Source organism: Pantoea sp. At-9b (genome assembly GCF_000175935.2).
Lineage (GTDB): Bacteria > Pseudomonadota > Gammaproteobacteria > Enterobacterales > Enterobacteriaceae > Pantoea.
In genome coordinates this window covers 331,120-352,552 of sequence record NC_014838.1, presented here as the reverse complement: position 1 = coordinate 352,552, position 21,433 = coordinate 331,120, and the positions used below count along the sequence as shown (strand labels likewise).

Below are 21,433 nucleotides of genomic sequence, written 5' to 3'. Positions count from 1 at the left end.
GTAGGGAGCAAGATGCTGATCAAGAACTGTCATGCCATTCTCACCGGTAACCGCCAACACCCCCGCAGCAACGCGCGGGATATCCGTATCAACCAGGGCTTGATTCAGGAGGTGGGACACCTGACACCACACGCCGATGAACAGGTGTTCGACGCGCGCGACTGTGTGGTCTACCCCGGTTGGGTAAATACCCACCATCATTTGTTTCAGTCGCTGCTGAAAGCTGAACCCCAGGGATTAAATCACAGCCTCGGTGCCTGGCTGGCCGCCACACCCTACCGTTTTCGCGGGGCCTTTGATGAACAGACCTTCCGCATTGCGGCACGTATCGGGCTGGTAGAACTGGTGCGATCCGGTTGTACCACCATTGCCGATCACCACTATCTTTACTGGCCAGACATGCCGTTCGATGGCGCACAGATCCTGTTTGAAGAGGCGCAGCGACTCGGCGTGCGTTTTGTCTTATGCCGGGGTGGTGCGACTCAAAGCCGCGGCCTGGAGAGTGATTTGCCGACCGCGCTCCGCCCGGAGAGATTTGACGCGATGATGGCCGATGTCGAACGTCTGGTGGCGCAATATCATCAGCGGGATGTGTTCGCCATGCGCCAGGTGGTGATGGCTCCCACCACCACCTTACACTCCACCACACCACAGGAGTTACGCGACAGCGCCCGTCTGGCGCGTCAGCTGGGTATCCGTCTGCACAGCCACTTGTCGGAAACCGTGGATTATCTTGATGCCGCTCAGGCCAAATTTGGCATGACGCCTTTACAGTTCTGCGCCGAACATGAGTGGATTGGCAGCGATGTGTGGTTTGCCCACCTGGTCAAACTGTTACCCGAGGAGATCGCCTTACTCGGTGCCGCAGGCAGTGGCATCGCCCATTGTCCACAAAGCAATGCCCGTCTCGGTAGCGGTATTGCCGACCTGGTGGCGCTGGAACAGGCTGGCGTCCGGGTATCGATTGGTGTTGATGGTGCCGCCTCGAACGAAGCTGCCGATATGCAAAGCGAAACCCATGCGGCCTGGCAACTGCAACGCGCCCGCAAGGGGATGCTGGCGCAGCCGCGCTATGCCGGAGGCCGTTTTGAAGGGGGTGGCGATGCCGCCAGTATCGAAGATGTGGTGCGTTGGGGCACGCGCGGCGGCGCTGAGGTGCTCGGCCTGCATAGCGGAGAAATCGCCCCTGGGATGGCCGCAGATATCGCGATCTATCAACTGGATGACCCGCGCTATTTTGGCCTGCACGATAGGGCGATTGGGCCAATTGCCTGCGGTGGCCGGGCGCGCATCAAGGCGCTGATCTGCCAGGGCAACATCATCATGCAGGACGATGAGATTCCGGGCCTGGATTTACGCGCGCTGGGACAGGACGCCGCCGATGCGGTGAAAACGCTGCAACGCCGCGTTGGCGTGACAGGGTAACGCCCCACGTAGCGACGCGATTTATCGCGCCGCTACGGGTGGTATGGATTACATTTCGGCGATCAACGCTTTAGCAGCCGCGCGATGTTTCACCATTAACGCTGCGCTATCAAGGCCGATAATTTCACCGTCCGACACGCGCCACTCGCCCCCTACCATCACCTTGTCTGCGCGCTCCGCGCCACATAAAATCAACGCCGAGAGCGGATCGTGGCTGCCGCTAAAACGCAGCTCATCCAGTTTGAACAGCGCGAGATCGGCCTGCTTTCCGACCGCCAGCTCACCAATATCCCGGCGTCCTAACAGGCGTGCCGACCCCGCCGTCGCCCAGCGCAATACCCGCTGTGGCGTGATCTGTTGCGCGCCGTAGCGCAGGCGTTGCAGATACAACGCCTGACGGGCTTCGTACATCAGGTTTGACGCATCGTTCGAGGCTGAACCATCCACCCCCAACCCCACGGGCGCGCCTGCCGCTTCCAGTTCCACCGTCGGACAAATTCCCGACGCCAGCCGCATATTGGATACCGGACAGTGGCAGATGCCGGTTCCGGCAGCGCCAAGTCGTTTGATCTCGTCGTCATTGAAATGAATGCCGTGCGCCAGCCAGGTGCGATCGCTCAGCCAGCCCACATGCTCCAGATAATCGACGGTACGCATGCCAAAGGTTTGCTGGCAAAACGCCTCTTCATCCAGGGTTTCGCCAAGATGGGTATGCAGGCGCACATCCTGTTGCTCCGCCTGACGGGCGATTTCGCGCATCAAATCGGTGGTGACAGAGAACGGGGAACAGGGCGCGAGGCCAATCTGAATCTGCGCGCCGTCGTGGCGCTGGTGATAGCGCTGAATCAGGCGCAGGCTATCCTGCAAAATGGTATCGGCATCCTGGATAGTGTGCTGCGGCGGCAGGCCGCCCTGTTCTTCCCCCAGATTCATCGACCCACGCGTCAGCAAAGCGCGCATGCCCAGTTGTTGCACCACGTCCACCTGCACATCCAGCGATTGCTCCATGCCCTGCGGAAACAGATAGTGATGGTCGCTGACGGTGGTACAGCCGGACTGCAACAGCTCCGCCATTGCTACCTGACTGGCCAGATGCAGCGCCTCCGGCGTTAAACGCGCCCACACCGGATAGAGGGTTTTTAACCACGGAAACAGCGGCTGATTCACCACCGGCAACCAGGCGCGCGTCAGAGTTTGATAGAAATGATGATGGGCGTTGATAAGGCCAGGCAATACCACATGATCAGTGGCATCAACCACGCTGTCACAGGGTTGCGACGGCAACGCGCCAAGGGGAAGAATTTCGCTGATGCGAGCATCTTCAATCACCAGGCCGCCACGGCCATCGAGATGTTCAGGGAGGAATACGGCTAAGGGGTTTTTGATCCAGATACGGGCAGCGCACATGGCTGGCTCCTCTCAGTTGATAAACATAAGGGTTAGCCAGCTCAGTTATTGCCTGTCTGCTGATCCAGGCGCATCGCGATGCGGCACTACTATGCCGCAAAAGCGATGGCCTGCAAAGTTATCAGGCGTTTTTGTTGCGTAACGGCGATTCCGGCATAAACAGCGACAACAAGAAGGCCACCAGCATGACCCCCGCCGCCATCAGAAACGCCGCATGCACCGCATCACCAAATGCCTGCAAGTATGGCGTCTGGACATCGATCGGCAAATGATGGATGGCTTCCGGGTCGAGGCTACGCGGCAGCTCAGCCCCCTTATCCACCAGCTTTGTCAGCCCGGATTTCAGCACCTGGCTGAATATCGCACCAAACAACGCCACGCCAATTGAGCCGCCCACCGAGCGGAACAAGGTCACCGAAGACGTCGCCACCCCGATGCTATCCGGGGATACGGTATTCTGCACCGCCAGTACCAGTACCTGCATCACCATCCCCATGCCCATCCCGAGGATGCTGGAGAACAGCCAGATGTGCCAGGTCGGGTCGTCCAACGTCAGCGTGGTCATCAACGCCATGCCAATGGTTGCCAACAGGGTTCCGGCAATCGGGAACAGGCGGTATTTCCCGGTGTGGCTGATAATGCGGCCACTGATGATCGACGTCACCAGCAAGCCCCCCATTAACGGCAGCAACTGCAACCCGGCACCGGTCGGCGACGCACCCTTCACCACCTGCAAATACAGCGGCAGAAAAGTGACGCTACCAAACAGCGACATGCCCACAATAAAGCCAATCAGGCTGGAAAGCAGGAAGCTGCGATTGCGGAACAACGTCAGCGGGATAATCGGCTCCCAGGCGCGACGTTCTTCGTAGACAAAACCAATCAGCCCCACCACGCCAAAGGCGAGGATGCACCATAACTGCGGATCAGACCAGGCATGCACCGAGCCGCCCTCGCTGGTGAACAGCGTAATGCCCACCAATGCCAGGCAGAGGAAAAACGCGCCCGGATAGTCGATCTCATGGGCTTTGCGTTTACTGTCAGTTCTGAAGACGGCATTGATCACCAGCAGCGCAAACAGGCCGAGCGGCAGATTGATATAGAAGATCCAACGCCACGAAGCATGCTGCACGATAAAACCACCCAGTAGCGGCCCCACCACCGTTGCCAGACCAAACACGCCGCCAAACAACCCCTGGTATTTACCGCGATCGGCGGGCGGGATCACATCGGCTACAGCCGCCATGCTCACCACCATCAGGCCGCCCCCGCCCAATCCCTGTAAGGCGCGGGTGAAAATCAGTTGTTCCATGTTTTGCGCCAGCCCACAAAGCGCAGAGCCGATCAGGAACAGGATCACCGAGATTTGCAGCACCCGCTTACGGCCAAACAGGTCGCCAAATTTACCGTATAGCGGTACAACAAGGGTCGAGGCCAGCATATATGCCGTTACGATCCAGGACAGACGATCCAGCCCACCCAACTCACCAACAATGGTCGGTAACGCTGTGGAAACAATGGTTTGGTCGAGGGCAGACAGCAGCATCACCAGCAGCAACGCGCCCAGCAGCCAGCCGAAAGACTGACGCGGTGCCGCGGTGCTGGCAACCTGCTGTGCCAAAGAATCGGATTTCATAGGGAACACCACATTGAAATTAATTAAATACACAATTAATATTGATCGAAGTCTGACAGGAAACAAGTGAGCGCGCAAAAATGACCGCACAGAAAGTCCCTTCTGAGGGAAAATCAGCAAAATCCGAACCCCGTCGTCCCGGCCGTCCCCGGGGTGGCGCGATCAATGCGCAACAGCGGGAACATTTACTGGATATCACCCTGTCGCTGTATGCCGAACACGGCATTGCGGAAACTTCCCTCAACGCCATTGCACGTAAGGCGGGCGTCAGTCCGGCCATGTTGAATTATTACTTCAAGTCGCGGGAAGCCCTGCTGGATGTGGTGGTTGAGGAGCGTTTTTTGCCGCTGCGTCAGCGTCTGGTGGCGCATTTTGTCAATGAACCGCGTGACCCTGTCACCACCTTCAGCGCCTTTATTCGTGAGATTGCCGACATCATCGCCACCCATCACTGGTTTGGACCGTTATGGATGCAGGAAGTGACGGAGGGCCAGGGGGGATTAGGCCAGCATATCAAACACCGCTTCGGTCATGCCGAGCGCGATAAGGTGAAAAGCCTGATTGAGGGCTGGCAGCAACAGGGACTGCTGAACCCGGATCTGGAACCGCAGCTACTGATGACGTCAATTCTCAGTATGGTGCTGGTGCCCTTCACGCGCTTTGCCAACGATCCGGCGTTCAACCGTGAAAAGATTGTCGCGCATACATTGAGTTTGTTTTGCCGTGGGATCAGGCCGGAATAGCGGCGCGAAGTATTGCGCCGCTGGCCGGTTGGTCTTTTTTGCTTAACCGGCAATCACATGATTGCTCTCGCTCGCCCACTGGGCATACACCTGGTCCCCGGCGCTAAAAGGCTGCACATTAGCGTCGCCCTGGGTTTGTTGCCAAGCAATCAGGGTTTCGCCGCTCGGTAATTTCAGGTTGTAGTGCAACATAAAGCCCCGATATACCACCTGGGTGACTTCTGCAGGCGTGGCATTGCACGCCGTGCTCGCTGACTGTGCCTCCAACGGCGACAGGTGAATCGCTTCCGGACGCAGCGTAACGGTTTGCGCCGAACGTGTGTTCAGCGCCCCTGGCACCACCAGCCGCAGGCCACTGGCGGTATGTAATTCACTGCGCTGCGCATCATGCTGTACCACACTGGCGGTGAGAAAGTTTGATGCCCCAATAAACCCGGCGACAAAGGCGGTGGCCGGTTTCTGATAGATCTGCGTAGCACTGGCAACCTGCTCCAGTTTTCCATCCCGCATCACAGCAATTTGATCGGCCATCGTCAGCGCTTCATCCTGGTCATGCGTCACCATAATGGTGGTCAGTCCCAGCCGTTGCTGAAGTTGCCGGATCTCCAATTGCATACTTTCTCGCAGGCTTTTATCCAACGCACCGAGCGGCTCATCCAGCAGCAACATATCGGGTTCGATCACCAGCGCACGTGCCAGCGATACGCGCTGTTGTTGGCCGCCGGAAAGCTGCGCCGGTAAACGGTCGCGATAATTTTTCAACTGCACCATGTCCAGCGCTTTGGCGACCCGATCAGCGTATGCGCTGCGTGACTGGCCGCGCATTTTCAGGCCAAAAGCCACGTTCTCTGCCACCGTCATGTGCGGGAACAGCGCGTAGTTCTGAAACAGCAAACCGATATTGCGACGATGCACGGCGGTATCAAGAATCGACCGACCTCCTACCAGAATATCGCCCGAAGTCGGTGTCACCAAACCCGCCACCATGCGCAGGCAGGTGGTTTTGCCACAGCCACTCGGCCCGAGCAGTGCGAGTATTTCCCCGGCATTAACCTGCAAGGAGACATTGTCTACGGCCACCGTTTTGCCGTAATGCTTGCTGAGCCGGTCGAGGCGGACTTCAAAAGATCGCTGCATGTTAACCTCAGGCGTTGAATGTCTGGTTGTAGCGCTCCAACAGTTCAGCGCGGCGCGGGATAATGTAGGTCCAGTCCGGGGTAAACAACTTCAACTGGTTCATCTTCTCTTCCGGATAGGCGAGATATTTCAGGGTAGCCTCGTCAAAACTAATGCCGCGTACCGTTGGCGCACTGAGTGTCACTTCCGCCAGCATCTTCTGCACATCGCTATCCAGCAGGCGGTTAATCCACGCCATCCCCAATTCACGCTGCGGTGCCCCCTTAACCAACGCCAAACCATTAATCCCGGTGAACGCGCCTTCCTTCGGATAGGTCATATCCAGCGGCACGCCTTTTTTCGTGTGCGGATAAATGGCTTTGGAATATTCAATACCGCCCACCATCGCCTGGCCCTGCGCAACCATCATCACCTGAGCTTCGCCGTCATACACCGTCATTACGTTATTCTTCAGCTCAGCCAGTTTGTCCCAGCCTTTGTCAATTTCGTACTGAGCCTCCTGCAATGGCTTGCCGGTCGCCAGTGCCGCCGCCACGATCAGCATCAGGATGCTCTGGGTATTTTTCGGCGTGTTCAGGATCATCTGGTGCGCATATTTCGAGGTAAAGATATCGTTATAACTGGCGATCGGTTGCGACATTTGCGGGTTGATAAACAACCCGGCCATTGAGACCGAAAAGCCGACGCCATAGCGATCGCCCAACAGATAACGATCAAAGACATTTTTCAGGTTGGGAATGCCGTCAACTGGCAGCTGTTCAATCAGGTTTTCTGCTTTAGCCTGCGGCACACCGATATCATCCATCGACATCACGCTAAATATCGGTTTCGCTTTAGTCGCGCGCAACGCGGCGATATTCGCCAGCGTGGCCCCTTCCGTGGTCAACACCTTGCAGTTGTAGGCTTTCTCAAATTCCGGCAGAACCTTTTGCTTGATCAATGCCCCTTGCGCCGAGTTATAGACCCCCACCTGCAATACGCGATCTGCGGCATTGGCTTTCACCTGGATGTAAGGCAACAGCGCTGCACCGGCCACCGCTTTAATAAAAGTACGACGTTTCATAGCAGTCATAGAGCATCCTCTGGTGTGAAGGTTAAGCGGCCATTGCGCGACGCAGGCCGACTAATTTTTCCAGTGCCACCACCACCACGGTGGCGAGCAAAATAATCAGGGTCGACATGGTGGCGACCGACGGATCGAATACCGTGCCAATCTGGCGATACAGCACTACCGGCACCGGGGTGTTTTCCGAGTCGGCCAGCCACATCGAAACCGGATAGTTATCAAATGAGACCATGAAGCAGAAGATCGCCCCGGACATCACGCCGGGTACAATTTGCGGAAAAATCACCTGACGGAATGTGGCCCAGCGCGTAGCACCGAGGGTCCGAGCCGCCTCTTCCAGACTGGGGTTCACCAGCTCCAGGCTGGTGATCACCGTGCGCACCACATAGGGCGCAGTAACGACGGTGTGGGCCAGCAGCAGATTGAGTTTGGCGTTGCTCCAGCCATAACCGGTAAACAGCTGCAACAGCGCCAGGCCGGTGATCAGCACCGGGAAGATCAGGGGAGACAACAGTAAGCCTTTGCACAACGAGCCAAACGGCAGTTTGCCACGCACCAACGCAAAGGCCGCCGGGATGCCAAGCACCAAGGCAAGCAAGGTGGTGCCAAGCGACAACAGGGTGCTGAACAGCAGCGCATCCGTAAATTCACGGTTGCCAAGCACTTTGCTGTACCAGTCGAGGGTAAAGCCGCCAGGTGGGAAGCTAACGAAGTAACCATCAGAAAACGAAATAGCCATGATCAACAGAATCGGGGCGAGGATAAATACCATCATCGCCGCCGCAAAGGCATACAACGCCGCCCCACTCCAGCCGGTTAAACGCGCATTCATTTGGACGCTCCCGGCAGACGACGTCCACCCAGCAACTTCATTGACAACGTGTTCACGGCAATCACGATTAACACCAGAATGGTGGCGATGGTGGCACCAAACGGCCAGTCATATACCGCGACAATTTGTTGTTCGGCGAGGTTGCCCAACATTTGCGCGCGCGGGCCGCCGATCAATGCCGGGATGACATACGAACCTGCGGCCAATGAGAACACCAGCGTCATCCCCGCCACCAGGCCAGGCAGGCTGAGTGGCAGTGTGATACGCCAAAATACCTGCCACGGTGGCGCGCCAAGAGTACGGGCGGCAAACGGCAGATTGGGGTCAATTTTGCCCAGCGCCGAGGCCAGTGGCAGCACCATCATCGGAAAGAAGATATGCAGGGAACCAATAATCACCGCCCATTCGGTAAACATCAGCGTATTGGGTCGGTCGATCAGGCCGAGATGCAGTAACACATAATTCAGCAGACCCGTTGGGCCATTATTGAGGATTAACTGCCAGCCATAGGCACGTACCACCACGCTGACCGCCAGTGGCGCAATGATCACCAACGTCAGAATACGTGCCACCCACGCCTGACCGCGAACCAGAACCGTCGCCACCGGATAAGCCAGCACCGCAGCTATCAGCGCGGTAATCACACTGATGTGTAACGTGTTCCATAACACATCGCTATACAAAGCGACGGTGAAGAAGTGCCAGTAATGACTGAAGGTCCAGGGCGTACTGATATTCCCATCGGCAGATTGGGTCATCAAACTGAATAACATCAGCTTAATTGCCGGAGCAAAAAAGAAAAAAAGTTGAAATGCCAGCAGCGGAATAATCAGCAACGCGGGCGATTGCCAGCGACTCGCCGATTTGATACGCGGCAGCGGTGTGGGAATAGCGGTCATGAAACTCCTCCGGGAAAATCTCGCACAACGTTATTCGTCAGTAATAACGACCACAGGGAAATAATCAGAGAGCAAAAACCTTTAATATAAGAAATTGAGATGACTGCGTTTTATTTTAATTTTTCCGACATCACAAAACGTTAATATGATTATTTCAAGCTCACCCAATACAATTTTACGATGCACATATTGCTTCCGGTTATGGGCAATATTTTTCTTATATTTCCGTAATCGTTTCAGGTTATGCCACTACAGAAAGTCACTATTTTCCGCCGTATCGTCCTCCGCCCCAGGCTTTTTCTATTATCAGCCGGTCAAAGGAACGAAAATCGTCAAAAGCCCGCAGCGTCTAAGTTGGACCGGGCGTTGTGGCGGCAGGAATGCAGGGCTGACGGCGCGCAGGATGAAACGGAGATCAGTTGTAAAGAAACGATGTGATAAGACATCAGGCGAGGATTTTTCCCGCCTGCGTTAAACCTGAGGTCAGCTCAATCAACAGCTCCCGCACCGCCGCTGCCGGTTCGGAAAGTGGGGTGCGATCGGAAACGCACAACGACAATGTCTGGCTGATGGCCGGGCCGCTGATGGAACGAATGATCACATCGCGTGATTCTGACTGAATCCGTTCGGCAATCGCCTTCGGCATAATCGTACAGCCAAGACCGGCATCCACCGCGCGCGCGATGCTTTTCACCGCCTCCAGCTCCCCGACCACATGAATGCTTTGGTGGTGCAGGCTGAAGGCTTCATCAATCGCCCGGCGGACAAAATTGTAGGCTGGTGGCAGCAACATCGGCAACGCACCAAGCTGGCTGACCTGTAAGGGTCCGCCGTCATCATCGAAGTCAAAATCAGCGTGGGCCACAAAATAAAAGGATTCTTCCAGTAGCGGTTCGTAATGCAGCCCTTTGATGCCACCACAACCATGCAGCAGCGCCATCTCCAGCCGCCCATTGGCGACCAGTTCGCTATATGCCTGGCCGACGCTCTCCACCAGATGCAGCAAAATACCCGGATGACGCTGGCGCATCTCGCTCAGCAACGACATTGCCAGCGTGGAAGCCGCACTGAATGGTGCCAGCCCAACCGATACGCGCCCCGACAGTGATTGTCCGGCGCTCAGCACGTCGACCTCTGCCTGCGCAAACTGGCGCAGCATCGCGTTGGCATGGCCATACAACACTTTGCCGGCTTCGGTAGGCACCACGCCCTGCTGGCTACGAATCAACAATTGCCGTTTAAAGTGCTCTTCCAGCGCCACCAGTTGCTGGCTAAGGGCGGGTTGTGCAATATGCAACGCATCCGCCGCACGGGTGATGCTCCCCATATCCACAATCGTAATGAAGGACTTCAAACGCCGTATATTCATCTTGTTCTCATCGCTGGTACACGCCTGCGCGGTTATTTTCACGACTATATCGGCTTTATATTCCTGCCGGTAAGAAGGAATGCCTTTCGCCTGATAGGCGTTTTATATGAGCGCCCATGGTTAAAGACCTCAGCGGTCAATAAGTAAATACTATCCGGCCAAAACAAAATTATCTTATCGGCAACTTTATTTCTCACCCTATGGTAGTGATGAATTTAGCACGTTTCGTTAACGCGCTTTGCGGATGATTAAATCACGAAAAATAATAAACCTCGCCCCTCGTCATCTGTCGTCATTGGTAAAACCTGTGTGTGCGCTTCACCGCTGGCTCGCTGCCAGCGGCGCTTTTTTTCGAATTTACTTTCATCGCTAATTATTAAGTTACTGCGATGAATTAACCGGGGTGATATCCCAACAAGATGACAAATGCAAAAAACGAGGAATAAATGATGAAGCTTTCAATTAAATCCTGCATCGCCAGTGCCCTGTTAATCTCTGGAGTGGGCCATGCAGCAGAAATTTATAACAAGGATGGCAACAAACTCGATCTGTACGGCAAGGTGCAGGGAGAAAATTATATTTCCAACAACGATAGTCTGGATGGTGATCAATCCTATATGCGCTTTGGTTTTAAAGGCCAGACGCAGATTAACGACCTGATTACCGGTTACGGTCAGTGGGAACAACAGATTCAGTTGAACAACAGTGAAGGCGGTAGCGATGCGCAGAAAGGCAATAAGAGTCGTTTAGGTTTTGCTGGGTTAAAAGTGGGTCAGTACGGCAGCTTCGATTATGGCCGCAACTACGGGCTGGTATATGACGCCATTGCCTACACCGACGTTCTGCCGGAATTTGGTGGTGCAACCGGCAGTGCGGATGGTTTTCTGCGAGGCCGTTCTACCGGTGTGGCAACCTACCGCAACCGCGACTTTTTTGGCCTGGTGGATGGTCTGAGTTTTGGCCTGCAATATCAGGGCAAAAACGAACGTGATGCCATCAGCACCTCCAACGGCGACGGCTGGGCCACTTCGCTCGGGTACGCGCTGGATTCAGGTATCAGCGTGGTGGGTGGTTATGCCAACCTGGATCGCACCAACGCCCAGAATGCCGATGGCGTTTATGGTCATGGCGCGCATGGTGAGAGCTGGGCGGTTGGTGCAAAATATGACAACAATCAGTGGTACTTCGGCACCTTCTACGGTCAGACACGTAACGCTTACGCCATCAGCAACAGCCTGACAGGCGAAAGCGGTTTCGCCAACAAGACGGAAAGCTTTGAAGCCACCTTGCAGTATCAATTCATCAACGGTTTTCGCCCGTCGATTGCCTGGGTACAGACCAAAGCAAAAGATATTGAAGGCGTTGGCGATGCGTATCTGCTGAAGTTCCTCGAACCGGGGCTGACCTGGTACTTCAACAAAAATATGAAGACGTTTGTAGCATGGAAAATCAACCTGCTCGAAGACAATAACAAACTCGGCCTGCCGAATGACGACCAATTAGCGCTGGGTGTGGTGTATCAGTTCTGATGTAAAGAGAGAGTGCAGGAGATGTCCTGCACTCTGCTTAAAAATCGCACCGCTACCCATGAGGAGAGTTGTAGCGGCGCGATTTATCGCGTAATACGAACCCGGTATTTTACGGATATAACCCGCGATCTTTCCTCGCCAGCAAAATGCGTTCACACGCCAGCGCATACGCAGCCGTGCGCAGCGTGACCTGCAACGCCTCGGCTTTTTGCCAGACGGTATCAATCGCCCCTTGCATAATGCCGTCGAGCCGCTGATTGATCTCCTCTTCGCTCCAGAAGAAGCTGGAGAAGTCCTGTACCCATTCGAAGTAGCTCACCGTGACACCACCGGCATTGGCAATTACGTCGGGTACGACAGCGATACCGCGTTGCTGCAAGACATCATCCGCTTCGGGTAACGTCGGACCATTCGCCCCCTCAATCACCAGGCGACAAGCCAGATCACGCGCACGTTCGGCGGTGATTTGCCCTTCCAAAGCGGCAGGTACCAGGATGTCGTAATTCAGCGTCCAAAAGCGGTCGTCAGCAAGATGATCCGCCTGCGGGAAGCCTTTAATGCTGCCGTGTGCCTGCTGCCATGCCTGTAATGCCGGGATGTCCAGCCCGCTGGCCAGATACAGCGTGGCACTGTGATCCTGAACCGCGACCACTTTCGCCCCTGCCGCATGAAACAGCTCGGCACTGACGCTACCCACATTGCCAAAGCCCTGCACCGCCACGCGACTGTGCGCCACCTCCAGACCCAGCATCGCCGCCGCACGGCAACCGGTAACAAATACACCGCGACCGGTCGCTTTAACACGTCCGAGTGAGCCGCCCAGATGTACCGGTTTGCCAGTGACCACACCGGTCGTGGTCGCGCCGACATTCATCGACCAGGTATCCATCATCCATGCCATCACCTGCGCGTTGGTGCCAACGTCCGGTGCCGGGATATCCTGCTGCGGGCCGATCATGTTGCCAATCTCGCTGGTGTAGCGCCGTGTCAGGCGTTCCAGCTCTTTACGGGAAAGCTGCGACGGATCGACGCGAATTCCCCCTTTCGCACCACCAAACGGCAGGTTAAGTGCGGCACATTTGATGGTCATCCAGGCCGACAACGCCATCACTTCTTCAAGGGTCACGTCCGGATGGAAACGCACGCCCCCCTTGCCCGGCCCCCGTGACAGGTTATGCTGCACGCGATAGCCTTCAAAATGGCGTACCGTGCCGTCATCCATTTCCAGCGGGATATCAACAATCAGTGCGCGTTTAGGGTGTGTCAGGGTATCGGCCCAGCGGCTGAGATCACCTAATAACGGCAATACGCGTTCGACCTGGGTCAGATAGGTTGACCAGGCAGAGTGACGGTCACCCGTCACATAGGAAAGTGCTGACAAAACTGACCTCCGGTTTTACAGGTTGCTAAGCCCGAGTTTTTTCTCCAGGTAGTGGATATTGGTGCCACCCTGCTGGAAGTTTTCGTCGGACATGATTTTCATCTGCAGCTCGACGTTGGTCTTGATGCCGTCAATGATCAGTTCCGCCAGCGCATTCTTCATGCGTGCAATTGCCACGTCACGGTTTTCACCGTAGGTGATCAGCTTGCCGATCATGGAGTCGTAGTACGGCGGCACGCTGTAACCGGCATAGATATGCGATTCCCAGCGCACACCGAAACCACCCGGTGCGTGAAAGCGCGTGATCTTGCCCGGACTCGGCAGGAAGGTGTTCGGATCTTCGGCGTTGATACGGCATTCCACCGCATGACCACGGATCACCACGTCTTCCTGACGGATCGACAGCGGCTGACCGGCAGCAATACGCAGCTGTTCCTTGATCAGGTCAACACCGGTGATCATCTCAGTGACCGGGTGTTCTACCTGAATACGGGTGTTCATCTCAATGAAGTAGAACTCGCCGTTTTCGAACAGGAACTCGAAAGTCCCCGCACCGCGGTAGCCGATATCCACACAGGCTTTGGCACAGCGGTCGCCGATAAAGCTACGCAGTTCCGGGGTAATGCCCGGTGCCGGCGCTTCTTCCACCACTTTCTGGTGACGGCGCTGCATTGAGCAGTCGCGCTCCGCCAGATAGATGGCGTTGCCCTGGCCGTCAGCCATGACCTGAATCTCGATGTGGCGCGGATTCTCAAGGTATTTTTCCATGTAGACCATGTCGTTGTTGAAAGCCGCTTTGGCTTCCGCTTTCGTCATGTTGATGGATTGCTCAAGATCCTTGTCGCTGCGCACCACGCGCATACCACGACCACCACCGCCGCCGGAGGCTTTGATGATCACCGGGTAACCGATGCGTTTGGCGAAGGCACGGTTTTTATCCATGTCTTCCGTCAGCGGGCCGTCAGAACCGGGTACGGTCGGGACACCCGCTTTTTTCATCGCGGTGATCGCCGACACTTTGTCACCCATCAGGCGGATGGTGTCCGCTTTCGGGCCGATAAAGATAAAGCCGGAGCGCTCAACCTGCTCGGCAAAATCGGCGTTCTCAGACAGGAAGCCATATCCCGGATGGATCGCTACCGCGCCGGTGATTTCGGCGGCGGAGATCAGGGCCGGAATATTGAGGTAACTTTTGACCGACTGCGCCGGGCCGATGCAGACAGTTTCATCTGCCAGCAGCACGTGCTTCAGGTCACGGTCCGCCGTGGAGTGCACCGCCACAGTCTTGATGCCCAGCTCTTTACAGGCACGCAGAATGCGCAGCGCGATCTCACCGCGGTTAGCAATGACAATTTTATCCAGCATGGTTCGCCTCGTTATTCGATGACAACCAGCGGCTCGTCAAATTCAACCGGCTGGCCACTTTCCACCAGAATCGCTTTCACCACGCCGGATTTATCGGCTTCGATCTGGTTCATCATTTTCATCGCTTCAACGATGCACAGGGTGTCGCCAACGTTAACTTTCTGGCCGACTTCGATAAAGGCTTTCGCGTCCGGGCTTGGGGTGCGGTAGAAAGTGCCGACCATCGGTGAACGCACGATGTGGCCACTGATTTCCGGCTTAGCAGGCTCGGCTACCGGGGTTGCCACGGAGGGGGCGATTGCGGGTTGCGCTGCGGGAGCCGCATACACCTGCGGCATAACCGGATAACCAATATTGGCCGGAGAACGGCTGATACGAACCGACTCTTCGCCCTCAGAGATTTCCAGCTCAGCGATGCCGGACTCTTCCACCAGCTCGATCAGTTTTTTGATTTTACGAATATCCATAGACGGGGTTCCGTGCTCATTAACATAACGGGAGTTGTTATAGCAGAGCGGCCCGCCGCACAGGACATAGGGAGTTTAGTTGGGGTTATAAGCAAAAAGTGCCAGTTGCAATTATCCCTCACTGGGGATAATTGCGTGGTTATCCTTTATCGAGGATAATTTTGACTTTACCCTCTATAAGGGATAAATTAATCATTATCCCGATTAAGGGATAATTCGTCATTTGCGCTATCTTGCCCTACATCCCGTGAGGATTTGCGATGATTTATAGCCCAAGACAGCTTGCTCATCACATCCGGTTAATTCGACAGAAAAATCAGTGGACCCAGACGCAACTCGCCAAAAAAGTGGGGCTGAAACAGGCCACGATCTCACATTTCGAAAACAATCCCGACCTGACCACCCTGGCGACGCTGTTTAAGATCCTGCAGTCCCTTGAACTAAAGCTGGATATTCACGAGAAGCTGGACGCAAACGAGACTCCGGCGAGTTACGATCAGGAGAATGACTGGTGAAGCAGGAGTTGGTGGCGTGGATGAATGGTGCCACCGACGGACATGCGAAAAACTTCTCGGTATTTATTGAGCGAGGGGGCAGCTATCGCCTGACACCTTTCTATGATGTCATTTCGGCTTACCCCGTGTTGGGTGGAACCGGATTGAACATCCGTGATCTGAAACTGGCGATGGGGTTAAAAGCCACGAAAGGTAAAAAGATGGAGATTGAGAAAATATTCCCACGGCATTTTATGGCAACGGCTAAGGCAGTAAATTTTGACCAGAACCGCATGGTGGAAATTATGGATTTCTTTATTACGCAATTCCCAGACGCCATCCGCCAAGTAGAACGTATGTTACCCGCTGATTTCCCGCCCCGTATCGCCGATGTACTGTTTTCCCAAAGCCTGCGAATGCTGGCGCGTTTACAGCAATAGATATATGCCCGTGACCTCGCGCCAGTGATAACCGTGAGGGGTTTATTGCGCAATTCTGTCGAGAATAATGTAAGCAGGCTGGCACATGCTGCCACGTTCCTGAATCCAGTAATAATCCATATCCGCGATATGATCGTTCAAGCCGCCATCAACGCGTTTAACTTCCAGACGCAAACCCGCCATGTCGTTAGCGCTCAATCCAGACTTGACGATAAATTTATATTTAACCCCTTTCTCTTCCTCAAAGGATTTAAGATACGGCGTCATCTGTTGCTGTATTTCCTTCAGACAGATCACCTCATTACCGACCTTAAATGGCTCCCCCGGCACTCCCGCGATCGGGGCAGCAAAGGCTGATGAAGACAACAACGCCAACGCTGCCAAGGTTATTTTGTTAGTAGCACGCATTAAACTTCCTCCTTTTTTCCGTCTGCATAAAACGTCACAGCCCTGTTATCGGCAATTTTTTCAACAAATTGACGCCCTGGAAAAAATTTTTCCCCAGACCGAAACTTTCCCGTCAATACCAGCGAACTGATCAGTAGCGTCACACAACCGGAACACCCTCAACTCCGCAGGAGCAGATAATGAAACGCATGAAAAACCTCGTTTGTACCCTGACTATGGCTGCCGCGTTGGGCCTCTCCACCACGGCGTTCGCCGCGCTGCCGGTCGGTGCCAAAGCCCCCAACTTTGAACTGCAAGGTGCGCTGGCGGGTAAACCGCTGACCTTCTCGCTGCAACAGGCATTACAGAAAGGCCCGGTCGTGCTCTACTTCTTCCCGGCGGCATTCAGCAAGGGTTGTACCCTTGAAGCGCATGATTTTGCTGAAGCAACCGATAACTTCAAAAAAATGGGCGCAACGGTGATTGGTGTCACCGCCGGTAACACCGATCAGGTAAGTGACTTTTCCAAACTGGAATGTCGCGATAAATTCACGGTCGCGGCCGACCCGGGTGCCAAAGTCGCGGCGGAGTATCAGACCACCATGCAGATGAAAGGCAAAACCCTGTCCGATCGTACTTCCTACGTGATCGCGCCAAATGGCGACATTTTACTGAGTTATACTGACAGAAACCCCGATACCCATATCGAAAAAGCCCTTGCAGCCGTGAAGCAGTACAGCGACGCCCATCCGCAAACCGCGACCAACTAACCGACGAGGCCAGCGATGTTAACCGCGATGCTGGCCGCCTTTATTGGCGGCATCATTCTTAACTTTATGCCCTGCGTTTTTCCGGTGGTTTCACTGAAGGCGCTGGGTCTGTTACGCCACGCTGATAACAGCGCCAGCGCACGCCGTGAAGGGTTGGCGTTTTTGCTCGGTGTGGTTGTAACCATGATGGCGTTGGCCGGTATCCTGCTGGCGGCGCGCGCCGGAGGGGCTGCGGTCGGTTGGGGATTCCAGCTGCAATCACCGTTGGTGATCGCCTTGCTGGCATTGGTGATCCTCGCGGCAGCGCTTAATCTGTTGGGCGTGTTTGAAGTGGGCCTGTCGGTGCAGCAGGTCGGTGCGATCGATATCGGACGCGGGGCTTTTGTGCGCTCCGCCCTGACTGGCGCACTGGCGATTATCGTTGCCACCCCTTGTGCCGCGCCGTTTATGGCGAGTGCCATCGGCTATGCGTTGGTGCAACCCCCGGCCGTAGCGCTGGTGATTTTCTTTGCGCTGGCGCTCGGTTTTGCCGCGCCCTTTACCCTGATATCGCTGTTTCCGGCACTGGCAAAATTCCTGCCGCGTCCTGGTGCCTGGATGGATATTCTGAAACGTGGCCTCGCCTTCCCGATGTTTGGCGCTTACGCCTGGCTGGTGTGGATTCTGGCGCAGCAGGCAGGCAGCGGCGCGCTGGCAACCCTACTCGCCGGTTCGGTGGTGTTAAGCTTCGCCGGATGGTTATACGGCATGGCGCAGAAACGCCGTTTTGCCGGTAAAGGCCACAAGGTTCTGTTTGCCGTCACCGCCGTACTGGTGATTGCGGTGTTGGCCCCGCTACCGGGGATGATCAAGCCAGGGGCTGGATTGCCCGGTGATCAGGTTGCCAGCACCCTCACCAAAGAAAAATGGACACCGCAAACCCTCGCCGAACAGCGCGGGCACGGCAAAGCTATTTTTGTCGATTTCACCGCTTCCTGGTGTATAACCTGTCAGGTTAACGAGAAAACCTCGCTTTCAACCGAGGCGGTGAAAGAGGCGCTGGCAAAAACCGGCACCGTGTACATGGTGGCTGATTCCACCAAATTTAACCCCGATGTCGATGACGCACTCGGTCAATTTGGTCAGGGCGGTCTGCCAATGTATCTGGTGTATCCGGCCGATGGCGGACCGCCAAAAGTGCTGCCGCAGGTACTTACCCCCGGCATTGTGGTTGATGCGCTAACTCAGGCGGCGAACAAAAAAGCCTGACCCAACAAGGCGGAATATGGATACAAGCGATACCGGGCGCGATAGCTGGCCTGCACTGATGGAACGGGCGCAGGCGGGCGACCAGTCGGCATATACGCGACTGCTGAAAGCGCTGGTGCCGGTGATTCGTTCGCAGGTACGAAAACAGCTCGCTGACGACGCGCTGATCGAAGACGTGATTCAGGATGTACTGCTGACAGTGCATCGGGTACGTCATACCTACGATCCTGCTTATCCGTTCTTACCTTGGTTGATGGCGATCATTTCGGCACGCGCCGTGGATGCCTTGCGCCGTCGTGGACGCCATCAGCGCTGGGAAGTGGCCGAGGATCAGTTGGCTGAAGCCCCTGCCCCTTTGGTTCCAGCGCGTCAGGATTCGCAGGAGGAGCTGGCAGGCTATTTGCGCCAGCTGCCTTCACGCCAACGGGAAATTGTCGAACACGTCCATTTACGTGAAATGAGCCTGACGGAAGCGGCTGCCCATAACAACCTGAGCGTCGCTGCGGTGAAATCGCTGCTGCATCGTGCGCTGACCAATTTACGCCGCTTTGGAGCACATCATGACTGATCACAACGTGTTGATTGAAAAACTCAGCCAGGCTGCGCAGCCGGTGAAACGTCCGCTGCCGACCGGATGGCGAGTGGCGGCATGGCTGGCAGCCGCTTTGCCCTGTGGTGTACTTGCCAGCCTGCTGGTACAACGTAGCCTGACGGATTGGTCACAACCGGGTGCACACTGGGCGATGGTACAACTGGCGCTGGCGTTTGTGCTGGGTACCCTGGCGATTCGTAACGCCTTTACCATGAGCATTGCCGGACGTCGCAGCCTCAGCTGGAAGGCATTGCTGCCGCTGGGTTTGCTGTGGCTGGCACTCAGCATCCTTAGTATTCCGCGCGTCGAAGCGCCACTGCATGTGGGTGATGGCACCAACTGCTACACCTTTTTGCTGGTGGTCAGCACGCCGATGATGGTGATGATGATTGCCAGCCTGCGCCGTACCCGCACGCTGCACCCGGTGCGCAGCCTGGCCATGGCCGGCTTCGGTGTTGCCTGCATGGCGGTGACGCTGCTGGCGTTTTGTCACCCGGTGCATCTGCATCAGGCGGATTTTTTTATGCATCTGGCAGCGATTGTCAGCATTGTGGCCCTGACGGTACTGGTGGGGAAACGCTGGGTGGCGATCAGGTAAATGTTGAGGAGCGGGTGCATTGAGGCCAGCCGTAACAACCTAAAGAGTTGGCGGGGATCACTCCCCGCCTGCTCTCTTACTTGACAGATTCACAAGCTGTGAAAACAGCAACCTCTGTATCGCCAGTTCGGATGCGGACCTCACAAAGGTCTTTCCTCAAAACCAGCACCGCCATTACAACGGCGGTACAGATAACGATCAGGGCGACAATTCGCGCCATATGCTGCTTCATAGCCTACTTCTCCTTGACCCGAAGGTCCGTAAGAGGCTACTCTAAATGCGTCTGGCATTTGGAAGTGGCCTCAGTTTAATGTAAAACGTCCTGCTAGACGTTCTATGTTAACTGGGGCTTTTCTCTTTCTGCCGTTGGCAAATGCTTAAGGCAGAAAGCCTCAAGCACCCGCTGCGATTCTATTCCAACCGCCTGACTTATCCTAAATTTTTAGCCATTCCGTTGCGCTGACTCACTCTTTTTTCTCCATTATGCTATCCGTGACAAGTTCTTATGTAACGTTATGGAATCACCCGCTCCGCTTTGAGCTTTTCGAACAACTGGACAAACGCATCCAGCGTACTGCGATAGCCAGTGAATCCGGCTTTACGGCTCTTGCTCATATCGGTAAAGGCTTCCATCGGACGGCCTAAATCGGCATCGGTATGCCACCAGGAGGCCAGCTTAGTAATATCCGCCTCGCGTAATCCGTTACGTTGCGCCAGCTCGCGCCATGCGTCAGCTGCTGCCTGCATGCGTCCTTCCAACGGCATCATCTGTGCCGGATAATCAGCGGCTTCAATGCCAAAATACGCTGCCAGGCGCGGCCACAGCCAGTTCCAGCGAAACACATCGCCATTCACGGCATTGAAGTCCTGATTGGCTGCCGCCGGTGCTGTCGTCGCCCACAGCAGCTGCTCGGCCAGCAATCCGGCATCGGTGACATCAGCCAGTCCGTTCCACTGTTCCGGCGAGCCGGGGAAAATAAACGGCCAGCCCTGTTCCCGGCATAACGTGGCGTACACCGCCAGCGTCTGGCCCATATTCATCGCGTTGCCGAGGGCATAACCAATGATGGTATGCGGACGATGCACACTCCAGCGATAACCATATTGTTCTGCACCAGCAAAGATCTCATCTTCCTGAGCGTAATAGAAATTATCGACTGGCTGACGTCCCTGCTCCTCACGGAACGGCGTCACCGGCACCGCGCCTTTGCCATAAGCTTCGAATGGCCCGAGATAATGTTTCAGCCCGGTGACCAGTGCCACATGCGCGCCCTGCAACCGCTCGCCCAACGCCTCAATCACGTTACGCACCATGCCACCGTTAACGCGAATGTTCTCTTTCTCATTGGCCTGCCGTGCCCAAACGCTGAAAAACAACGCATCCGGCTTCACCCCGGTCAATACCTGACGTACCGCTGCCGCATCGGTGAGATCGGCGGTCAGGCTACGACAGCCGGGGGGTACCGCACCTCGCCCGCGTGACAGACCGGTCACTTCCCAGCCTTCGCTTAACAACTTTTCTGCCAGTGCACGGCCAATCACGCCGCTGATGCCGACAATTAGCGCCTGCTTTTGCATTTCAATTCTCCTCAGTTTGCGTAATCATTAGCCTAATAGAGAATTAAATTCGCATCTCTGGCATTAATTC

The 21,433-nt window shown here is 55.5% G+C and carries 22 protein-coding genes; 9 read left to right on the top strand and 13 right to left on the bottom strand.

The window, feature by feature from the left end; translation table 11 throughout:
• Window positions 1–12 precede the first annotated feature (12 nt).
• Complete coding sequence (locus PAT9B_RS22010) at window positions 13–1,425, top strand: amidohydrolase family protein (RefSeq protein WP_013511486.1); 1,413 nt, start codon at window positions 13–15, stop codon at window positions 1,423–1,425.
• Window positions 1,426–1,473: 48 nt separating this feature from the next.
• Here the strand turns inward: PAT9B_RS22010 and PAT9B_RS22005 are convergent, their stop codons facing one another.
• Window positions 1,474–2,832, bottom strand: a complete 1,359-nt coding sequence (locus tag PAT9B_RS22005; protein WP_013511485.1) for an 8-oxoguanine deaminase — start codon at window positions 2,830–2,832, stop codon at window positions 1,474–1,476.
• 121 nt (window positions 2,833–2,953) lie between these two features.
• On the bottom strand, window positions 2,954–4,468 hold the full coding sequence (locus tag PAT9B_RS22000; protein ID WP_013511484.1) for an MDR family MFS transporter: 1,515 nt from the start codon (window positions 4,466–4,468) through the stop codon (window positions 2,954–2,956).
• Window positions 4,469–4,548: 80 nt separating this feature from the next.
• Between PAT9B_RS22000 and PAT9B_RS21995 the strand changes: the two genes are divergently transcribed.
• Window positions 4,549–5,211, top strand: a complete 663-nt coding sequence (locus PAT9B_RS21995; RefSeq protein WP_013511483.1) for a TetR/AcrR family transcriptional regulator — start codon at window positions 4,549–4,551, stop codon at window positions 5,209–5,211.
• Between the two features lie 42 nt (window positions 5,212–5,253).
• On the opposite strand, the gene PAT9B_RS21990 is transcribed toward PAT9B_RS21995, so the two are convergent.
• From PAT9B_RS21990 to nac, 5 genes are all read right to left on the bottom strand, one after another.
• Window positions 5,254–6,348: an ABC transporter ATP-binding protein gene (locus PAT9B_RS21990; RefSeq protein WP_013511482.1), complete on the bottom strand. Its 1,095-nt coding sequence runs from the start codon at window positions 6,346–6,348 to the stop codon at window positions 5,254–5,256.
• A 7-nt stretch (window positions 6,349–6,355) separates the two neighbouring features.
• Window positions 6,356–7,420 carry an extracellular solute-binding protein gene (locus PAT9B_RS21985; protein WP_013511481.1) on the bottom strand — a complete coding sequence of 355 codons (1,065 nt, stop codon included), beginning with the start codon at window positions 7,418–7,420 and terminating at the stop codon, window positions 6,356–6,358.
• A gap of 22 nt (window positions 7,421–7,442) precedes the next feature.
• Window positions 7,443–8,246 carry an ABC transporter permease gene (locus PAT9B_RS21980; RefSeq protein WP_013511480.1) on the bottom strand — a complete coding sequence of 268 codons (804 nt, stop codon included), beginning with the start codon at window positions 8,244–8,246 and terminating at the stop codon, window positions 7,443–7,445.
• Window positions 8,243–9,145, bottom strand: coding sequence for an ABC transporter permease (locus PAT9B_RS21975; protein ID WP_013511479.1), 903 nt, complete (start codon window positions 9,143–9,145; stop codon window positions 8,243–8,245). Before PAT9B_RS21975 ends, PAT9B_RS21980 begins: the two co-directional genes overlap by 4 nt.
• 445 nt (window positions 9,146–9,590) lie before the next feature.
• Entirely contained in the window at window positions 9,591–10,514 is a 924-nt protein-coding gene (gene nac / locus PAT9B_RS21970; RefSeq protein WP_013511478.1) for a nitrogen assimilation transcriptional regulator NAC, read from the bottom strand.
• Window positions 10,515–10,960: 446 nt separating this feature from the next.
• Here nac and PAT9B_RS21965 point away from each other — a divergent pair, with 446 nt between their 5' ends.
• Complete coding sequence (locus PAT9B_RS21965) at window positions 10,961–12,043, top strand: porin (protein WP_041526048.1); 1,083 nt, start codon at window positions 10,961–10,963, stop codon at window positions 12,041–12,043.
• A gap of 109 nt (window positions 12,044–12,152) precedes the next feature.
• Here PAT9B_RS21965 and PAT9B_RS21960 read toward each other — a convergent pair whose 3' ends face one another.
• From PAT9B_RS21960 to accB, 3 genes are read right to left on the bottom strand one after another with little or no spacing between them, the layout of a single operon-like run.
• Window positions 12,153–13,424, bottom strand: coding sequence for a Glu/Leu/Phe/Val dehydrogenase (locus PAT9B_RS21960; protein WP_013511476.1), 1,272 nt, complete (start codon window positions 13,422–13,424; stop codon window positions 12,153–12,155).
• A gap of 15 nt (window positions 13,425–13,439) precedes the next feature.
• Complete coding sequence (gene accC, locus PAT9B_RS21955; protein ID WP_013511475.1) at window positions 13,440–14,789, bottom strand: acetyl-CoA carboxylase biotin carboxylase subunit; 1,350 nt, start codon at window positions 14,787–14,789, stop codon at window positions 13,440–13,442.
• Between the two features lie 11 nt (window positions 14,790–14,800).
• Window positions 14,801–15,256 (bottom strand): acetyl-CoA carboxylase biotin carboxyl carrier protein, encoded by a 456-nt coding sequence (gene accB / locus PAT9B_RS21950; RefSeq protein ID WP_013511474.1) that lies wholly within the window; start codon window positions 15,254–15,256, stop codon window positions 14,801–14,803.
• 260 nt (window positions 15,257–15,516) lie between these two features.
• On the opposite strand from accB, the gene hipB reads away from it, so the two are divergent.
• Both hipB and PAT9B_RS21940 read left to right on the top strand, forming a co-directional pair.
• Window positions 15,517–15,771 carry a type II toxin-antitoxin system antitoxin HipB gene (gene hipB / locus PAT9B_RS21945; RefSeq protein WP_013511473.1) on the top strand — a complete coding sequence of 85 codons (255 nt, stop codon included), beginning with the start codon at window positions 15,517–15,519 and terminating at the stop codon, window positions 15,769–15,771.
• Window positions 15,768–16,190 (top strand): HipA domain-containing protein, encoded by a 423-nt coding sequence (locus PAT9B_RS21940; RefSeq protein WP_013511472.1) that lies wholly within the window; start codon window positions 15,768–15,770, stop codon window positions 16,188–16,190. The genes hipB and PAT9B_RS21940 overlap by 4 nt, the downstream gene beginning before the upstream one ends.
• Window positions 16,191–16,232: 42 nt before the next feature.
• Here PAT9B_RS21940 and PAT9B_RS21935 read toward each other — a convergent pair whose 3' ends face one another.
• Entirely contained in the window at window positions 16,233–16,598 is a 366-nt protein-coding gene (locus PAT9B_RS21935; protein ID WP_013511471.1) for a hypothetical protein, read from the bottom strand.
• Between the two features lie 179 nt (window positions 16,599–16,777).
• Between PAT9B_RS21935 and PAT9B_RS21930 the strand changes: the two genes are divergently transcribed.
• The 4 genes from PAT9B_RS21930 to PAT9B_RS21915 are packed head-to-tail and all read left to right on the top strand — an operon-like array spanning window position 16,778 to window position 19,785.
• Window positions 16,778–17,347, top strand: a complete 570-nt coding sequence (locus tag PAT9B_RS21930) for a peroxiredoxin (RefSeq protein WP_013511470.1) — start codon at window positions 16,778–16,780, stop codon at window positions 17,345–17,347.
• A gap of 15 nt (window positions 17,348–17,362) precedes the next feature.
• Window positions 17,363–18,595 carry a protein-disulfide reductase DsbD gene (locus tag PAT9B_RS21925; protein ID WP_013511469.1) on the top strand — a complete coding sequence of 411 codons (1,233 nt, stop codon included), beginning with the start codon at window positions 17,363–17,365 and terminating at the stop codon, window positions 18,593–18,595.
• Between the two features lie 16 nt (window positions 18,596–18,611).
• Window positions 18,612–19,163: a sigma-70 family RNA polymerase sigma factor gene (locus PAT9B_RS21920; RefSeq protein WP_013511468.1), complete on the top strand. Its 552-nt coding sequence runs from the start codon at window positions 18,612–18,614 to the stop codon at window positions 19,161–19,163.
• Window positions 19,156–19,785 (top strand): NrsF family protein, encoded by a 630-nt coding sequence (locus PAT9B_RS21915; protein ID WP_013511467.1) that lies wholly within the window; start codon window positions 19,156–19,158, stop codon window positions 19,783–19,785. The genes PAT9B_RS21920 and PAT9B_RS21915 overlap by 8 nt, the downstream gene beginning before the upstream one ends.
• Before the next feature lie 76 nt (window positions 19,786–19,861).
• On the opposite strand, the gene PAT9B_RS21910 is transcribed toward PAT9B_RS21915, so the two are convergent.
• Both PAT9B_RS21910 and PAT9B_RS21905 read right to left on the bottom strand, forming a co-directional pair.
• The gene (locus PAT9B_RS21910; RefSeq protein ID WP_013511466.1) at window positions 19,862–20,017 is read right to left on the bottom strand and encodes a Hok/Gef family protein; all 156 of its coding nucleotides are present in this window, start codon (window positions 20,015–20,017) and stop codon (window positions 19,862–19,864) included.
• A 281-nt stretch (window positions 20,018–20,298) separates the two neighbouring features.
• Window positions 20,299–21,363 (bottom strand): SDR family oxidoreductase, encoded by a 1,065-nt coding sequence (locus PAT9B_RS21905; RefSeq protein WP_013511465.1) that lies wholly within the window; start codon window positions 21,361–21,363, stop codon window positions 20,299–20,301.
• Between the last annotated feature and the right edge of the window lie 70 nt (window positions 21,364–21,433).

Coding starts and splice junctions, on each gene's coding strand:
- PAT9B_RS22010 (WP_013511486.1), top strand. CDS start 13: ATGCTGATCAAGAACTGTCATGCCATTCTCACCGGTAACCGCCAACAC.
- PAT9B_RS22005 (WP_013511485.1), bottom strand. CDS start 2,832: ATGTGCGCTGCCCGTATCTGGATCAAAAACCCCTTAGCCGTATTCCTC.
- PAT9B_RS22000 (WP_013511484.1), bottom strand. CDS start 4,468: ATGAAATCCGATTCTTTGGCACAGCAGGTTGCCAGCACCGCGGCACCG.
- PAT9B_RS21995 (WP_013511483.1), top strand. CDS start 4,549: ATGACCGCACAGAAAGTCCCTTCTGAGGGAAAATCAGCAAAATCCGAA.
- PAT9B_RS21990 (WP_013511482.1), bottom strand. CDS start 6,348: ATGCAGCGATCTTTTGAAGTCCGCCTCGACCGGCTCAGCAAGCATTAC.
- PAT9B_RS21985 (WP_013511481.1), bottom strand. CDS start 7,420: ATGACTGCTATGAAACGTCGTACTTTTATTAAAGCGGTGGCCGGTGCA.
- PAT9B_RS21980 (WP_013511480.1), bottom strand. CDS start 8,246: ATGAATGCGCGTTTAACCGGCTGGAGTGGGGCGGCGTTGTATGCCTTT.
- PAT9B_RS21975 (WP_013511479.1), bottom strand. CDS start 9,145: ATGACCGCTATTCCCACACCGCTGCCGCGTATCAAATCGGCGAGTCGC.
- nac (WP_013511478.1), bottom strand. CDS start 10,514: ATGAATATACGGCGTTTGAAGTCCTTCATTACGATTGTGGATATGGGG.
- PAT9B_RS21965 (WP_041526048.1), top strand. CDS start 10,961: ATGATGAAGCTTTCAATTAAATCCTGCATCGCCAGTGCCCTGTTAATC.
- accC (WP_013511475.1), bottom strand. CDS start 14,789: ATGCTGGATAAAATTGTCATTGCTAACCGCGGTGAGATCGCGCTGCGC.
- accB (WP_013511474.1), bottom strand. CDS start 15,256: ATGGATATTCGTAAAATCAAAAAACTGATCGAGCTGGTGGAAGAGTCC.
- hipB (WP_013511473.1), top strand. CDS start 15,517: ATGATTTATAGCCCAAGACAGCTTGCTCATCACATCCGGTTAATTCGA.
- PAT9B_RS21935 (WP_013511471.1), bottom strand. CDS start 16,598: ATGCGTGCTACTAACAAAATAACCTTGGCAGCGTTGGCGTTGTTGTCT.
- PAT9B_RS21930 (WP_013511470.1), top strand. CDS start 16,778: ATGAAACGCATGAAAAACCTCGTTTGTACCCTGACTATGGCTGCCGCG.
- PAT9B_RS21925 (WP_013511469.1), top strand. CDS start 17,363: ATGTTAACCGCGATGCTGGCCGCCTTTATTGGCGGCATCATTCTTAAC.
- PAT9B_RS21920 (WP_013511468.1), top strand. CDS start 18,612: ATGGATACAAGCGATACCGGGCGCGATAGCTGGCCTGCACTGATGGAA.
- PAT9B_RS21915 (WP_013511467.1), top strand. CDS start 19,156: ATGACTGATCACAACGTGTTGATTGAAAAACTCAGCCAGGCTGCGCAG.
- PAT9B_RS21910 (WP_013511466.1), bottom strand. CDS start 20,017: ATGAAGCAGCATATGGCGCGAATTGTCGCCCTGATCGTTATCTGTACC.
- PAT9B_RS21905 (WP_013511465.1), bottom strand. CDS start 21,363: ATGCAAAAGCAGGCGCTAATTGTCGGCATCAGCGGCGTGATTGGCCGT.